This is a genomic window from Pseudomonas trutticola BRTCR10 (genome assembly GCF_056155105.1).
This window is the reverse complement of the sequence record NZ_CM149552.1, coordinates 1,139,610-1,155,598: the sequence shown is the minus strand read 5'-3', so window position 1 is coordinate 1,155,598 and position 15,989 is coordinate 1,139,610. Positions and strand designations below refer to the sequence as shown.

Here is a 15,989-nt window from a genome sequence, read left to right as displayed (position 1 = left end):
TCGCGTCCAGCGAGACGGTGCGACAAGCTCCCTGCCACAAAAGCAGTTCTTCAAAAAATATTTGTAATGCGTGAGCCGTTTTTCAGATCTGGCGTGACAGAGAAGGAAAGCCCCCCTTGATTCAACCTTCTCAGGATCAGCCACCATGCACCCCACCCGCCTCACGCCACTGGCCCGCAGCCTGCGCAACCTTATCCTCGGCGCCAGCCTGAGTTTCAGCGCCCTGCCCGCTGCAATGGCTGCCGATGCCAAGGCCTATCACATCGCGCCGTCAGCGCTGGAAAACGCCCTCAATCAGTTTGGCCGTGAAGCCGGGGTGCTGATTTCGTTCGGCTCGCAAGTCACCAGCGGCGTACAAAGCCGTGGCCTGGAAGGTAACTACACGATCACACAAGGTCTCAACACATTGCTCGAAGGCACCGGCCTGCAAGCCCGCGCCGAGGGCGATAACGCCTTCAGCCTGCAACCGGCGGGTGACACCGCGCTTGAGCTGGACACCTCGAAAGTGGTTGGCGACTGGCTCGGCGATGCGCAGCAAATCAACGTGTTCGAACACCCCGGCGCTCGCGACGTGATCCGTCGTGAAGAATTCGAACGCCAGGGCGCCACCCAGGCGCGTGATGTGCTCAACCGCATTCCCGGTGTAAACGCCCCGGAAAACAACGGCACCGGCAGCCACGACATGGCGCTGAACTTCGGCATTCGCGGGCTCAATCCACGCCTCGCCGCGCGTTCGACGGTGTTGATGGACGGCATCCCGGTGCCGTTCGCACCTTACGGCCAGCCGCAACTTTCGTTCGCGCCGATCAGCATGGGCAACATGGACGCCGTGGACGTGGTGCGTGGTGGCGGCGCGGTGCGCTACGGCCCGCAGAACGTCGGCGGCGTGGTCAACTTCGTGACCCGAGCGATTCCCGACGAACCGACCGTCAAAGGTGGTTTCCAGACGGAAACCAGTCCCTCGTCGAGCCATGACGGCTTCAAGACCAGCGCCAATCTGCTCGCCGGTGGCACCAACGAGAACGGACTGGGTGGCGCGCTGTTGTATTCCGGCACCCGTGGCGGCGACTGGCGTGAGCACAGCGACACCGAAATCGACGACCTGATCCTCAAGGGCAAATACCAGCTCGACGAGGCCAACAGCTTCAATGCCATGGCCCAATATTACGAAGGCAAGGCTGACATGCCCGGCGGTTTGAACGTTGCCGATTACGATGCCGATCCGTATCAGTCCACGCGTCCGAAAGACCAGTTCTGGGGCCGTCGCACGATGTTCAACTTCGGCTATCGCTACCAGGAAGATCGCCGCGAATTCACCGCCAATACCTTCTTCACCAAAACCCTGCGCAGCGGTTATCTGGATCAGGGCACGTTCCTGTCGCTATCGCCGCGCGAATATTGGGTTCGCGGTCTGGAAACCCGTTTCGCCCAAGGCTTCGACCTTGGCCCGACCAGCCATGAAGTCGGCGTTGGCTACCGCTACATCAACGAGGCCGGCCACGAGTTGCGCTATCGCACGCCGATCAGCAGCAATGAATACCCGACCACCAGTAGCCGCAACGACCGCGATACACGCGGCGGCACCGAAGCCAACGCGTTCTTTGTCGACGACCGCATCGACATCGGCAAATGGACGATCACCCCGGGCGTGCGCTACGAGATGATCGAGTCGCAACAGACCAACAACCTGACCAACGTCAAATACAAGGGTGACTACAACACCGCACTGCCGGCGTTGAACGTGCTTTATCACCTGAACGACAGCTGGAATCTGTACGCCAACACCGAAGGCTCCTTCGGCAGCGTGCAATACAGCCAGATGCCCAACCGCGTGAGCAGTGGCGAAGTCAAACCGGAAAAGGCCCGCACCTGGGAACTCGGCACTCGCTACGACAACGGCGCGTTACGCGCAGAGATTGGCGCGTTCCTGATCAACTTCGACAATCAGTACGAGAGCAACCAGACCAACGATTCGGTAATCGCCCGTGGCGAAACCCGTCATCAGGGCATCGAGACCAGCGTCAATTACGCCCTCGATGACTTGAGCCCGGCGCTGGCCGGTTTCGATGTCTACGCCTCTTACGCCTACGTCGACGCAACCATCCGTGAAGACGGGCCGAACAAAGGCAACCGCGTGCCGTTCTCTTCGAAGCACAAAGGCACTATTGGCGTTGGCTACACAGAGGGACCCTGGAAGTTGAATCTGGACAGCAGCTTCCAGAGCGACCAGTTCGCCGACAATGCCAATACCTCGAAGGAAAGCGCTGACGGCAGTACCGGCAAGATCCCCGGCTACATGCTGTTCAGCAGCCGCGCCGGGTATGACTTCGGCCCGCAGTTGTCGGATCTGAATGTGGCGGTGGGGGTGAAGAACATCTTCAACACCCAGTATTTCACCCGCTCGTTTGATGACAACAACAAGGGCAAGTATGTAGGTGAGCCGCGAACGGTTTATGTGCAGACATCGGTTGCGTTCTGAGGTTTGAAAAGCCCCTCACCCTAACCCTCTCCCCGAGGGAGAGGGGACTGATTAGGGGATGCTTGAGAAATATACCGACCTGAAAGTACTGTGCGGAATCCAGAATCGACTCGGTCTTTCAGGTCGACGCACCTCTTCAGACACTTCGGTCGACCCCCTCTCCCACCGGGAGAGGGCTGGGGTGAGGGGCTGCTTTCTCATGCCATACCCAAAAACCATCCAGCCACACGAACAAAAACGGGCCTGCTTGCGCAGGCCCGTTCTCATTGGGTGGCTTATGGAATCAGCGGATCAACTGTTGATCGCTGCCTGTTCATTCTCCAGAAATTCTTCCTCCAGCAGCGCGTCGTTCGCCTTGCTGGTAAATGGCACAATGGCGGCACGGGGTTTGCCCCGCAGTTTGCCAAACAAGTGCTCCAGTGCGTGCTCCAGTTTTTCGGCTGCACCGTCGATCGCCTGTTCCAGCGAATCGGCCTTGTGGGTCACGGAAATCGGTTGATGGCCTTTTGGCCGCGCTTCCAGTTGGCAGCGCATGTCATGGGGACCTGGCTTGTCACCGTTCTCGTCGCTCAGATGGACTTCGACACGGGTCAGGTCTTCTTCATAACGTTCGAGCGTGCTCTCAATGGTTGTACGTACCCACTCCTCCAGTCGTTGACTACTTTGAATATGGTTATCGCTGTTGACTTGGATTTGCATAGTTCATCCCTTATTTCAGCTAGCTCGCGAGAGGCCGTAAACATATTTTCCTGACCTCTTGGTTACAACAATCGGCCCGACAGCCAAACATTTCAACCCCTGAAAAAAGATAAATATTCATTCGCAAAAAAAGCCGGACAACCAAGCAAGTCACTGGTAAGGTCGGGAGTTGGGTCGCCTCGCAACCCTGCAAAATTTGCTCACAATTGCCCTTCATTCAACGGGTGCAAGCTGCGAAAAATCCCCGCTTCCTCCACCAGCCAGTCATGCACCGCCCGCACGCCCGGATGGCTCAACGCCCCCGGCGCATAGAGCAGAACGTAACGTTTGTGGTTGGGCACTGACAGCCCGAACGGCACAATCAAGGTGCCCCGCTCCAGCTCATCGTTGAGCAGCGTGCGCCGCGCAATCGCCACGCCCATGCCGGCAATCGCCGCTTCGATGGTCAGGTGATTGCGATTGAAGGTGTGCCCGCGCCGTACGTCGGCGCCTTCGAAGCCGATGGCGTTGAGATAGAACTCCCACTCCGCATATTCGTAACTGCCACGCCAGGCGGTGATGTCGTGCAGCAACGGGAAATGCACCAGATCCGCCGGCCCGTGCAGCGGTGGCCGCCCGCGCAACAGGCTCGGGGCACACACCGGGAAAATCTGCTCATCAAGCAAGGCTGTGGATAACAGTCCCGGATAGCTGCCGTCGTTCAGATCGATCGCCAAGTCAAAGTCGCCCTCGTGCAACGGCACGCTGCTGTCCTCGGCGACCAATCTCAACTGGATGTCCGGGTAGCGCTGTTGCAGGCGTGGCAGACGCGGGGTCAGCCATTTACTGAGGAACGACGGAATCGAACGCACCCGCAAAATCCCGCTGATCATTCCGGCATCGAGCCGACGCAATTCCGCGTCAATGCTGCCGTACGCCTCATTGACCGTAATCGCTAGCCGCTGGCCTTCAGCGCTCAGCTCCACACCGCGTGCGCGCCGATGAAACAGGCGAAAGCCAAGGCGCTCCTCCAGTTGGCGGATCTGCTGACTGACCGCCCCCGGGGTGATGTGCAGTTCCTCGGCGCAACGGGTGAACGACAAGTGCCGCGCGGCACAGGAAAACACCTGCAGCCAGACGTAGGTCTGTGCATGCAATTGACGACTCATTGTTTAGTCCTGCTAAAGGCTTACTTAGGAAATTTCGTTAGTCACGTTGAAGCGAGGTAGGCAGTATCGCCGACATTGCGCTTGTCCTACAAAAAATGGCGGCGATTCCCACTCCATTGCTTGTAAGGCTTTAGCATGGCTATCAGTGTTTTCGATTTATTCAAGGTCGGCATCGGTCCGTCCAGTTCCCACACCGTTGGCCCGATGCGCGCCGCCGCGACCTTCGCCCAGGCGCTGATCGACCAGCATTTGCTGCTCGACGTGAAGCGTGTGGAAATCCGCTTGTACGGTTCGCTATCAGCCACCGGCGTCGGCCATGCCACCGACCGCGCCACGGTCATGGGGCTGATGGGCGAATGGCCGGACAGCATCGATCCGTCAACCATCGACCCTCGAATTCAGCAACTGCGCGAAACCGGTCTGCTGTCCCTGGCCGGGCAAAGAGAGATTGCCTTCGACTGGCAGCACGATCTCCTGCTGCTGGACGAGAGCCTGCCCTACCACCCCAACGCCATGTCGCTGACAGCCTTCGGCGAAAGCGCCGAGCTGTTCACGCAAACGTACTACTCGATCGGCGGCGGTTTCATCATTGAAGCGGCGGAAGCCGAGTCTGGCGTCTCCCCGGCCGGCGACGTCGAGTTGCCTTACGATTTCTCCAGCGCCGCCGAGCTGCTGTCGCTGTGCAAACAGCACAATCTGCGGGTGTCCGAGCTGATGATGGCCAACGAACGGGCCTGGCGCAGCGACGATGAAATCCGTAAAGGTTTGCTGCACATCTGGTCGGTGATGCGCGAGTGTGTCGAGCAAGGCCTGCGCCACGAAGGCATCCTGCCCGGCGGTCTGAATGTGCCGCGTCGTGCGGCGAAACTGCATCGCAGCCTGTTGGAAATCGGCAAACCGAATGTCATCAGTTCGACGCTGTCGGCGATGGAGTGGGTCAACCTGTTCGCCCTCGCCGTCAACGAAGAGAACGCCGCGGGCGGGCGCATGGTCACTGCGCCGACCAACGGCGCGGCCGGGATCATTCCGGCGGTTCTGCACTACTACATGAAATTCAACCCGGACGCGTCTGACGATGATGTCGTCGCCTTCTTCATGGGTGCGGCGGCGGTCGGCATTCTGTGTAAGAAAAATGCCTCGATCTCCGGCGCTGAAGTCGGCTGCCAAGGTGAGGTCGGTTCAGCGTGCGCCATGGCCGCTGCGGGCTTGGCCGAAGTGCTGGGCGCCACCCCGGAGCAATTGGAAAACGCCGCCGAAATCGGCCTGGAACATAACCTCGGCCTGACCTGCGACCCGGTCGGCGGACTTGTGCAGGTGCCGTGCATCGAGCGCAACGCCATCGCCGCCGTAAAAGCGATCAACGCCACGCAAATGGCGCTGCGCGGCGACGGCAACCACTTTATTTCCCTCGACCGGGTGATCCGCACCATGCGCGATACCGGCGCCGACATGCACGACAAATACAAAGAGACTTCACGGGGCGGCCTGGCTGTGAGCTGGGTGGAGTGCTGAGGAGTACTCCCTGACCGTCCGCAACACGTGAGCCCGAGCAAAAATAATAACGAGGCGATACCGATGACCGATGTACGTACACCTGCTGCCGAAAATCCCGCTGTAGACCTCACAGGCAAAACAGAAACCGCCCACAAGGGCTGGAGCAAATTCGACACCACCTGGATGCTTGGCCTGTATGGCACCGCCATCGGTGCCGGCACCCTGTTCCTGCCGATCAACGCTGGCGTCGGTGGTTTCTGGCCGCTGCTGATTCTCGCCGTGCTGGCGTTCCCGATGACGTTTTTTGCCCACCGTGGCCTGACCCGATTCGTGCTGTCCGGGCGTTCCGGGGACATCACCGAAGTGGTCGAAGAACACTTCGGCATCGGTGCCGGCAAACTGATCACGCTGCTGTATTTCTTCGCGATCTTCCCGATCCTGCTGGTGTACAGCGTGGCGTTGACCAACACCTTGAGCAGCTTCCTCGAACACCAGTTGCACATTGCCCCGCCACCCCGGGCGATCCTTTCGCTGGCGTTGATTCTGGGTCTGATGGCGATTGTGCGCTGCGGCCAGAGCGTCATCGTCAAAGCCATGAGCGTGCTGGTTTATCCGTTTGTCGCGGCGTTGCTGCTGCTCGCAATCAGCCTGATCCCGAACTGGAACGGCGCATTCTTTGCCAGTGCTCAAGAGGCCGTGCCGATGTCGGTGTTCCTCAAGACATTGTGGCTGGCGATCCCGGTGATGGTGTTCTCGTTCAACCATTCGCCGATCATCTCGGCGTTCGCGGTTGACCAGAAGCAGCGCTACGGCGCGCAGGCCGAACGCAAGAGCAGCGGCATCCTCGCCATGGCCCACGGCATGATGGTGGTGACGGTAATGTTCTTCTGCTTCAGTTGCGTGCTGGCGCTGTCGCCAGCGGATCTCGCGGCGGCCAAGGCACAGAACATTTCGATCCTGTCGTACCTGGCCAACCACTTCCAGACCCCGGTCATCGCTTACGCCGCGCCGTTGATTGCGCTGGTGGCGATCACCAAGTCCTTCCTCGGCCACTACATCGGCGCCAGCGAAGGTTTCCAGGGCATGATCGTGAAGAGCCTGCGCAGTCGCGGTCGAGTGATGTCGGCGAGCTGGCTCAATCGTGCCACCGCGCTGTTCATGATCCTCAGTTGCTGGGCTGTGGCGACATTCAACCCAAGCATCCTCGGCATGATCGAAAACCTCGGCGGCCCGGTGATTGCCTGCCTGTTGTTCCTGATGCCGATGTACGCCATCCGCCGTGTGCCAGCCTTGCGCCAGTATTCGGGTCAGGCCTCCAACGTGTTTGTCGTGCTGATCGGCCTGATTGCACTGTCAGCGATCATCTTCTCGGTCGTGCCCTGAAACGGCCCGTAAATGAACAAGGCGAGCCATGGGCTCGCCTTGTTTTTGTCCGGTTTCGTTGTTCGACAATTTTCCCGGCATGTCCCTTGCTACATCCCCTGTAGGAGTTGCGGCAGGTTCGGCAGCTCCTACATGAAGCAACGATACAGACCACGGAATGGCCGATGATCCGGTTTGGCGAACCAACCCGATCCCGGCCGGTCAACAACTGCACGTTCAATCAGGCGGTGACGCATCATGGACAATCCTTTTCAGATCATTACCGATGCCTTCGCGCCGGACTATCAGATCAACCTGAGCATTCAAGGCCTGGACGGCAGCATCATGCTGACCCTGTCCAACGGCGGCCGGATCGTGGCCAAACGGATGATCAGCGCCGAACAGCGCAACGATCCCAAACGCCTCAAACTGCTGGTGCAGAGCATTCAGTTCGGTATCGCCATCGAGCAGGGCCACAGTGCCATGGCGATTCTCGAAGCGATGACCAGCGGCGACGGAATGACCCCGCCACCGCCGCTGCTCAAAGGCCAGCCACGGCAAGTGGCCGGGCTTTAGAGTTCGCCCTTTTCCACCTCAGGATGCTCACCGGACCCCGTACCGATCTTGCGTTGCGGGTGTTCGATCTTCACCGAAGGAAATTGTGACGAGGCGTAACGCACCACCAGAATCGACAACGCCAGCAGCAGAATCCCGCCGCACAGGTAGATGATGCCCATGTCCGGCGGGTTGTGGTGCGAGACGTTGGAGATCAGCAGACGCGTCAGCGCAGTGATCGCCACGTAGATCAGGAAGCGCACCGGCATGTGGTTGGTCTTGAAATAAATCCCGACCATTGCGCCCAGTTCCAGATAGATGAACAGCAAAAGAATGTCATCGATCTTGATGTGGCCTTCCTCGAGCATCCCGAGAAACTCCATCACCGCCGCCCACGCCGTGACCGCACCGATGGCGAACAGCGCCAGATAGTGGAAGGTCTCGACGAACAGGTTACCCAGGGACTCGGCCAGTTGATGCACGTTTTGCCGCAATTTCTCGGCCCAGTTTATTTTCACGATGAAGTTCCTTAGCCCGATTCGAGCGGATGATGCGTGTTGGACGTGACGGTTTTTCTGCACGTTTGCAGTTTCATGCAGAAAAGAGGCCACGCCATCATGGCGAGCTGCCACAAAACCCGCGCCGTGGCGTTTGGTCGCACCGCATGCGGCCAACGTCCGACGAGGCTGACAAACTTCAAATCCGGTCTACATTGAAAAGCCGCTACCCAAAGCGCAGGGATTCGCTTATCCTTTTCGCTGTATATAGATACAGTAGTCGCAAAGACAACTAAATGTGAAGGCATGTGAGGTGGTGAATGGCCGTCGAAGTGGTATACCGCAGCAGCCGAGATCTGGAGCGCTTGTTCATGGATAAAGCCGAAGCTGACCGTCATGACAAAATGCTCGAACTGGCCGAGATGCTGTCTGAAGTGTTGCAAAAAGCCGTGCCGTCGCTGAACGAGCAGCAGGTTGAAGAAGTCGGAATTTACATGGCGAAGAATCGCGATGTGTTCGCCAAGGCGTTCAAGAGCCAGCCTGATGCACTGTCGGAGCTGATCAATGCGCCGGCAGAGCCAGTGGCTGACGTTGCTGATGCGCAAGAAACGGCTGAAGCGCCGGTCAAACCTGCAAAAGCGGCGAAAGCAGCCAAGTAACACCGTTCAAATTGGAAAGATCGCAGCCCCGAAAGGCTGCGATCTTTTGCTTTTCAGCGATACAAAACCCGCTCGGCCAACTCATCCGCCACCCGCGCCGGCGAACGTTTCTCCGCCTGCGCATGGGCGAATACCTCGGTCAGCCGCGAACTGATTTTAGAAAGGTGTGCGGTTATCGTGTTCAACTCCTCGCCGCGATGTTTCAGCGAGACGTAAATCAGTCCCCCCGCATTGATCACATAGTCCGGCGCATAAAGAATGCCACGCCGCTCAAGCTGATCGGCGACATCCAGATGCGTCAGCTGATTATTGGCCGACCCGGCCACTGCCGAGCAACGCAGTTGCGTGACCGTGTGACTGTTGAGCACCCCACCCAATCCACACGGCGCGAGAATGTCACACGGCGTGCTGAGCAACGCATCGTTGGCGATCGGGTGCGCATTGAGCTGTTCCATTGCCAGTTGCACCTTGCCGTGGTCGATGTCGCTGACCAGCAATTCAGCCCCGGCTGCATGCAGTTGCTCGGCCAGCGCATAACCGACATTACCCAGACCCTGGATCGCCACGCGCAAGCCTTCCAGATTATCGCTGCCCAACCGCGCCATCGCCGTGGCGCGAATTCCGGTGAACACGCCCATGGCCGCATGCGGCGCGGGATCCCCCGCCGAGGTGGTGCTGGTGACGTGCCGGGTTTGCTGGGCAATGCAGTCCATGTCCGCCACCGAGGTGCCGCTGTCGATGGCGGTGATATAGCGACCGTCGAGCTGATCGATGCAACGGCCGAAGGCTTCGAACAGCGCGCCGCGATTTTCCACATGCACCGGACGCACGATCACCGCGACGCCACCGCCCTGCGGCAGGCCCGCCAGCGCGGCTTTGTAGCTCATGCCCTGAGCGAGGCGAATCGCGTCTTCAACCGCCGATTCATCATTGGGATAGGCAAGATAACGACATCCGCCCAGGGCTGGCCCGAGACGACTGTTGTGGATGGCAATGACCGCCTTCAACCCGGAAACCGGGTCGACGCTAAGGTGCAGCGATTCCAGGCGAGTGCTTTGCATGAGCGCAAACATCGTTGGGCTCCCGAATCACTTCTTGTAGAACGCCAGTATAGGCTTGCGCCTGAAAATTGCTGGAGCGCACCGGAATAAGCACAACAGCTGACAACCGCTTTGCGGCATAACCCAGGACGCGCATAACCACGCACTGGACGAATGGCGCGGACGGGGCTAAAACGAGGCATTCCCCGGAGATTGTGATGAGTCCGCGCCAACGTTTTTTCGCCTGTCTGCACCGTTCGCCGCCCGCGCTGTTGGAAGCCGCACTGTGGATGGCCGCCGAGCACGAAAAAGCGCTTGATCCCGAAGCGCTGCTGCAAGAGTTCAAGGAGCTGCAACAACGGGTCAGTTACGGCTTGCCGATGCTTCCGGTCAGCGAACTGGCGCAGCCATTGTTGCGACGCATGACGGATCTGGGTTTTGCCCAGGATGACTTTCTGCCGCTACGTCCGCAGGCAGCCCTGCTGCATAAAGTGTTGCAGACCCGGCGTGGTCAGCCGTTGACGTTGGCGCTGATTGCCCTGGAGCTGGCGCGCGGTCTGGAGATTCCACTGGTCGGCGTCAACTTCCCCGGGCACTTCCTGCTGCGCGTGCCCGGAGCCGATCACTTGCTTGACCCTTGCGGTGGTCGACGCCTGTATCCCAATGACTGTCGCGAACTGCTGCAACGCCAGTACGGGCCGAACATGAAGCTCAACGCCGAGCATTTGCTGACGGCGACGCCGGTGCAGATGCTGCAGCGCCTGTCGCGCAACTTGCGTCAGTTGCACCTGACCCACGATGACTTCATCGCCGCGTTGATCGACGCCGAGCGCGTGCTCGAACTGGGCAATGCCGGCGTCGCCGATTACCTCGCCCGCGCCAGTCTGTATCAACGGCTCGACTGCCCGAACGCCGAGCGTTTCGATCTGGAACATGCCTTGTTGCTCAGTGACGATCCGATCCAGCGACTGCGCCTGACCGAGCGCCTCGGCCATCTCCCGCCGAACTCGGTTGTCCACTGAAACGATTTTTGTAGGAGTGAGCCTGCTCGCGATAGCGGTGGGTCAGTCGGATCATTAATAACTGACACACCCTCATCGCGAGCAGGCGGCGCGGTCTTTCAGTTACACCGTGTTATCGTTCTTCGCGAGCAGGCTCGCTCCCACATTGGATATGCGTGTGTCATTGGGCGAACGCACCTGAATGATCAGCAGTGCAGCAATCACCGCCGGAATCGCGCAGAAGAAAAAAATCTGCTCCACCGGAATGTGCATCGCCAGCAGCAGACTGCCAAACAGCGGCCCGAGAATCGAACCGAATCGCCCCACACCCAGCGCCCAGCCAGTGCCCGTGGCACGAACGTGCGCAGGGTAGAAATTACTCGCGAACGCATTCAGCGTCAGTTGCCCGCCGATGATGCAGAACCCTGCGGCGAACACGCAGGCCACCAGATAACGCGGATTGTCGTGATTGAGCCCCAGCAGGATCGTGCACAGCGCAGCGCCCGCCAGGACGCCGGACAGCAGGCGGACCTTGCGCTTCAAGCGGTCGGCAAACCAGGCCATGCAGATCGCGCCCAAAGTGCCGGCGAACAGGAACATCGACGTTACCAGATTGGCCTCGTTGAGTTTCAGGCCACTCTCCAGCAGCAGCGTCGGCAGCCAGCTGATCATGAAGTACAGCAGAATCAGGCTGACAAAGAACGTCGCCCAGATCAGCAGAGTCGGCCGTGCGTAACCGTTGCGGAACAACTCGACCACGGTCAGCTTGCTGCCCTGCTCCCGCTGGTTTTGCTCGATGGACGCCGCCGGCGGTTGCCAGTCCGGCAGCATCCGCGCAGTTACCTTACGCAGACGCACATACGGCGGTGCATCGCGCAACAAACGCGGCAAGGATTCCGGCAACATCCACCACAGGAATGGAAACAGCAGCAACGGCGTGACGCCACCGGCGAGGAACACCGCTTGCCAGCCGAACTGGTCGATGAACCCGGCCGCGACAAACCCACCCGCCGCGCCGCCAAACGAGAAACCGCATGCGGCCAACGTCACCATCAATGTACGCAGGCGCGGCGGCGAATATTCCGACATCAACGCCATGGCACTAGGCATCGCGCCGCCCATGCCGATCCCGCAGATAAAGCGCGCGATCATCAGCGTATTCAACGAGTCAGCGAACACCATAAGCACGGTGAGGGTGGCGTAGATCAGTACGCAGGCGAGGAGAATCCGGCGCACACCGAAACGGTCTGCCAATGGCGTGACAGCGAGGGAACCAAGGGTAAGACCGAGCAGGTTGGCGCTGAACACCGGACCGAACGCAGATTTCTCCAGTCCCCAATCCTGCGCCAGCGCTGGCACCACGTAGCCAAGCACCTGGGCGTCGTAACCGTCGGTGACCAGCAGCAAGGCGAGCAGGATCAAGAGCAACCACTGATAGCGGGACACAGGGCGGGCGTCGAGTGCCGCCCGGAAGCTGGCAATCTGGTTATGCATCGCAAGGTACCTGTTTTGTTTTTATGATTTTTTGGTTGAAGCTGGCATTACCCCCTGTGGGAGCGGGCTTGCCCGCGATGGCGGCAGTGCACCCGACATAGAGGTGACTGATAAATCGCTATCGCGGGCAAGCCCGCTCCCACAGTTTTTTGTTTGGAGCTTAAGGTGTATCGGGTTGGTTGGCCGGGTGGGCCTTGATAAAGGCTGGATGCTCGGCAGCCAGCGCAGCAACCCGGCGAATCCGCGGATAAGCCTCCAGCGAAACATTGAATCGCTCGGCCGCATACAACTGCGGGATCAGGTAGACGTCAGCCACACACGGCCACTCGCCGAAACAGAAACCACTGTCGCCGATCAACTGCTCCACCGTGGCCAGGCCTTGGCCAATCCAGTGACTGATCCACTCCACCACCTGCGGCTCTTCGTGCCCCAACTGACGCAACCGATTAAGCACGCTGACGTTGTGCAGCGGATGCACATCGCAGCCGATCACTGCCGCCACGCCACGCACATGGGCGCGAGCGGCGAGATCATCCGGCAACAGCGGCTGCTGTGGATACCGCTCTTCCAGGTACTCGATGATCGCCGGTGACTGGATCAGCAATTCGCCTTCATCGGTGCGCAAGGCCGGCACGCGGCCCTGTGGATTGATCGCCAGATACGCCGCTTGCCGATGCTCGCCGCCGGACGGCGCGATCAGATTGACCGGCAACGCCTGATAGTCGAGGCCCTTGAGTGCCAGCGCGATCCGCACCCGATACGACGAGGTCGAACGGTAATAGGTATAGAGATCCATGAGCCGCTCCTGTCAGCGTGCCGCCAAGACTTTGCCGCGGCACTCGCCGAAGCCGATGGAGGCAAAACCGTCACGGGCGCAACGGGCGCGCAGGATGATTTCGTCACCGTCCTCAAGGAATTTGCGCACTTCGCCGGACGCCAGTTCGATCGGCTTTTTGCCGCCCTCGGTGATTTCCAGCAGACTGCCGAACTGACCGCTTTCAGGGCCGGACAACGTGCCCGAACCAAACAGATCACCGGCCTGCAACTGGCAACCGTTGACGCTGTGGTGCGCGACCATTTGCGCAACGGTCCAGTACATGTGGCGGGTGTTGCTCAGGGTCAGGCGATGGGCTGGCAGGTTTTGCTCGCGCATGCGTTCGGTGAGCAGGAGCACCTCCAGTTCGATGTCGAACGCACCGCCCTCCTGATCGCGCTTGTCGAACAGATACGGCAGTGGTTGTGGATCACCTTCAGGACGCGCGGGTTGCGCGGTGCGGAACGGCGCCAGCGCCTCAGCGGTGACGACCCACGGCGAAACGCTGGTGATAAAACTCTTTGACAGGAACGGCCCCAGCGGCTGGTATTCCCAGGCCTGGATATCGCGGGCCGACCAGTCGTTGAGCAGACAGAAACCGGCGATGTGCTCGGCGGCATCGCCAATTGCAATCGACTCGCCCATCTCGTTGCCCTGACCGATCCAGATGCCCAGTTCCAGTTCATAGTCCAGACGTGCGCACGGGCCGAAAGTCGGCTCCGTCGCGCCCGCCGGCAAGGTCTGGCCTTTCGGGCGGCGCACGTCGGTGCCGGAGGCGCGCACGGTGGAGGCGCGGCCGTGGTAGCCAATCGGTACGTGTTTGTAGTTCGGCAGCAATGGGTTGTCCGGACGGAACAGTTTGCCGACGTTCTGCGCGTGCTCGATGCCGACGTAGAAGTCGGTGTAATCGCTGATGCGCGCCGGCAGCTGCATCTGGCAATCGGCGGCCAGTGGCAGCAGTTTCGCGCCCTGGGCTTCGATGTTGCCGCGATGGGTGCTGCCTTCGCTGAACAATTCCAGCAGGCGCCCGCGCAAGGCCACCCGCGCTTCGCGACCGAGTTCGAAGAACGCGTTCAACTGGCCGCCGTGCATGGCTTCGACCGCGCTGCGTGCGGCGCCGTCGAACAATCCGGCCTCAAGCGCCACTTGCAGATCGAAGATGTGTTCGCCGATTGCCACACCGGCGCGCGGTGCCGAACCGTTGATGCTGAACACGCCCAGCGGCAGGTTCTGCAACGGGAAGTCGGCGTGGCCATTGGCCGAGACAACCCAACTGCGGGTGATGGAATTCTGAGTCATGGGTTATCTCCGGGTCGGGTCGAACGTGGCGGGCAACGTGGCCCAGCAGGCGTCGTAATTGGGTTGCAGTTGTGGGCATTCGAGGGCGAAGCGGCTGGGGCGCAACACTTGGCTGGTCTCGAACATGAAGGCCATGGTGTTGTCGATCTTCGCCGGTGCAAGCGCGGCGTTGATCGCTTTGGTGCAAGTCTCGCCATCCGGACCGTGGGCGCTCATGCAGCTGTGCAGGGAGGCGCCGCCGGGCACAAAGCCTTCGGCCTTGGCGTCGTACTCGCCCTGGATCAGGCCCATGAATTCGTTCATCAGGTTGCGGTGGAACCACGGTGGACGGAAAGTGTTCTCGGCGACCATCCAGCGTGGCGGGAAGATCACGAAATCCAGGTTGGCCAGCCCGTGCACACTGGTCGGTGAAGTCAGCACCGTGAAGATCGACGGGTCCGGATGATCGAAGCTGACCGTGCCGATGGTGTTGAACCGGCGCAGGTCGTATTTGTACGGAACGTTGTTGCCATGCCAGGCGACCACGTTCAGCGGCGAATGATTGAGCTCGGTGCCCCACAACTGGCCGAGGAATTTCTGCACAAGCGTGGTCGGTTGTTGCAGGTTTTCGTAGGCGGCGACCGGGGTCAGGAAGTCGCGCGGGTTGGCCAGGCCATTGCTGCCGATCGGCCCCAGGTCGGGCAGGCGCAACGGCGCACCGTGGTTCTCGGCGATGTAGCCACGAGCCTGCGGATCAAGCAATTGGACGCGGAATTTCAGACCGCGTGGCAGCACGACGATTTCCAGCGGCGCGACGTCCAGCACGCCCAGCTCGGTGGCAATACGCAAGCGCCCCAGTTGCGGCACCAGCAGCAGTTCGCCATCGGCGTTGAAGAAAACGCGTTCCATCGAACGGTTGGCAGCGTAGTGATAGATGCTGATCCCGGCGGGCTTATCGGCCCCCGAGTTGGCCGCCATGCTCACCAGACCGTCGATGAAATCGGTCGGCTCGCTCGGCATGTCCAGCGCGTTCCAGCGCAGGCGGTTGGGGGTCACTTCACCCAACGGACCACCGGCCAGTTGCCGCTCCAGTTTGACGAATGCCGGGTGATTGGCCGACGGCTGTATCCGGTACATCCAGGTACGCCGCGCTTCACTGCGGGTCATGGTGAATGCAGTGCCGGAGAACAATTCGGTGTAGAGGCCGTACGGGGCTTTTTGCGGGGAGTTCTGGCCGACGGGCAGCGCGCCGGGCAACGCTTCAGTGCTGAATTCGTTGCCGAAACCGGACTGATAGGCCAGCGACAACGCGGTTGAATCGAGGTTCATGGAGCCTCCTGAACAGGGAGTCGGCAGTGGCCCATCGCTCTGGCTCAGAGGTTTCGGCACGCCGGGGTTGTTATTATCGTAATTCGATTACGCATAACGTAATTTGCTCGCTATCCAGCGTCAAGCTATAAAGACGCCCA

At 60.1% G+C, this 15,989-nt stretch carries 13 protein-coding genes and 1 pseudogene; 6 read left to right on the top strand and 8 right to left on the bottom strand.

Annotated features, from left to right (window positions below; translation table 11 throughout):
* The first annotated feature begins 145 nt into the window (after window positions 1-145).
* Complete coding sequence (fecA, locus tag ACVVH8_RS04965; RefSeq protein WP_475228812.1) at window positions 146-2,479, top strand: TonB-dependent Fe(3+) dicitrate receptor FecA; 2,334 nt, start codon at window positions 146-148, stop codon at window positions 2,477-2,479.
* 291 nt (window positions 2,480-2,770) lie between these two features.
* Here the strand turns inward: fecA and ACVVH8_RS04960 are convergent, their stop codons facing one another.
* Together ACVVH8_RS04960 and ACVVH8_RS04955 are read right to left on the bottom strand one after the other, a co-directional pair.
* Window positions 2,771-3,178 (bottom strand): HPF/RaiA family ribosome-associated protein, encoded by a 408-nt coding sequence (locus tag ACVVH8_RS04960; protein ID WP_103305165.1) that lies wholly within the window; start codon window positions 3,176-3,178, stop codon window positions 2,771-2,773.
* A 200-nt stretch (window positions 3,179-3,378) separates the two neighbouring features.
* Window positions 3,379-4,326: a LysR substrate-binding domain-containing protein gene (locus ACVVH8_RS04955; protein WP_475228809.1), complete on the bottom strand. Its 948-nt coding sequence runs from the start codon at window positions 4,324-4,326 to the stop codon at window positions 3,379-3,381.
* A 135-nt stretch (window positions 4,327-4,461) separates the two neighbouring features.
* On the opposite strand from ACVVH8_RS04955, the gene ACVVH8_RS04950 reads away from it, so the two are divergent.
* The 3 genes from ACVVH8_RS04950 (at window position 4,462) to ACVVH8_RS04940 (ending at window position 7,758) form a co-directional block, all read left to right on the top strand.
* Window positions 4,462-5,838, top strand: a complete 1,377-nt coding sequence (locus ACVVH8_RS04950) for an L-serine ammonia-lyase (protein ID WP_315446885.1) — start codon at window positions 4,462-4,464, stop codon at window positions 5,836-5,838.
* Window positions 5,839-5,901: 63 nt separating this feature from the next.
* The gene (locus tag ACVVH8_RS04945) at window positions 5,902-7,203 is read left to right on the top strand and encodes a serine/threonine transporter (protein WP_475228806.1); all 1,302 of its coding nucleotides are present in this window, start codon (window positions 5,902-5,904) and stop codon (window positions 7,201-7,203) included.
* Between the two features lie 237 nt (window positions 7,204-7,440).
* Window positions 7,441-7,758, top strand: a complete 318-nt coding sequence (locus tag ACVVH8_RS04940) for a DUF3509 domain-containing protein (protein ID WP_103305162.1) — start codon at window positions 7,441-7,443, stop codon at window positions 7,756-7,758.
* Here the strand turns inward: ACVVH8_RS04940 and ACVVH8_RS04935 are convergent.
* Window positions 7,755-8,255: a phosphate-starvation-inducible protein PsiE gene (locus ACVVH8_RS04935; RefSeq protein WP_201235210.1), complete on the bottom strand. Its 501-nt coding sequence runs from the start codon at window positions 8,253-8,255 to the stop codon at window positions 7,755-7,757. The genes ACVVH8_RS04940 and ACVVH8_RS04935 overlap by 4 nt on opposite strands.
* Window positions 8,256-8,554: 299 nt before the next feature.
* Between ACVVH8_RS04935 and ACVVH8_RS04930 the strand changes: the two are divergent.
* Window positions 8,555-8,809 (top strand): annotated as a pseudogene (locus ACVVH8_RS04930) (YebG family protein); the annotation flags it as partial.
* A 137-nt stretch (window positions 8,810-8,946) separates the two neighbouring features.
* Here the strand turns inward: ACVVH8_RS04930 and ACVVH8_RS04925 are convergent.
* A complete protein-coding gene (locus tag ACVVH8_RS04925; protein WP_315446883.1) occupies window positions 8,947-9,966 on the bottom strand; it encodes a Leu/Phe/Val dehydrogenase in 1,020 nt (339 codons plus the stop codon).
* Window positions 9,967-10,151: 185 nt separating this feature from the next.
* Here ACVVH8_RS04925 and ACVVH8_RS04920 point away from each other — a divergent pair, with 185 nt between their 5' ends.
* Entirely contained in the window at window positions 10,152-10,955 is an 804-nt protein-coding gene (locus ACVVH8_RS04920; protein WP_475228804.1) for a SirB1 family protein, read from the top strand.
* 102 nt (window positions 10,956-11,057) lie between these two features.
* On the opposite strand, the gene ACVVH8_RS04915 is transcribed toward ACVVH8_RS04920, so the two are convergent.
* The 4 genes from ACVVH8_RS04915 to hmgA form a co-directional block, all read right to left on the bottom strand.
* Window positions 11,058-12,428: an MFS transporter gene (locus tag ACVVH8_RS04915; RefSeq protein ID WP_315446882.1), complete on the bottom strand. Its 1,371-nt coding sequence runs from the start codon at window positions 12,426-12,428 to the stop codon at window positions 11,058-11,060.
* 160 nt (window positions 12,429-12,588) lie between these two features.
* Complete coding sequence (gene maiA / locus ACVVH8_RS04910) at window positions 12,589-13,224, bottom strand: maleylacetoacetate isomerase (RefSeq protein WP_475228802.1); 636 nt, start codon at window positions 13,222-13,224, stop codon at window positions 12,589-12,591.
* Between the two features lie 12 nt (window positions 13,225-13,236).
* Window positions 13,237-14,541: a fumarylacetoacetase gene (gene fahA / locus ACVVH8_RS04905; protein WP_475228800.1), complete on the bottom strand. Its 1,305-nt coding sequence runs from the start codon at window positions 14,539-14,541 to the stop codon at window positions 13,237-13,239.
* 3 nt (window positions 14,542-14,544) lie between these two features.
* Complete coding sequence (gene hmgA, locus ACVVH8_RS04900) at window positions 14,545-15,849, bottom strand: homogentisate 1,2-dioxygenase (protein ID WP_315446881.1); 1,305 nt, start codon at window positions 15,847-15,849, stop codon at window positions 14,545-14,547.
* Between the last annotated feature and the right edge of the window lie 140 nt (window positions 15,850-15,989).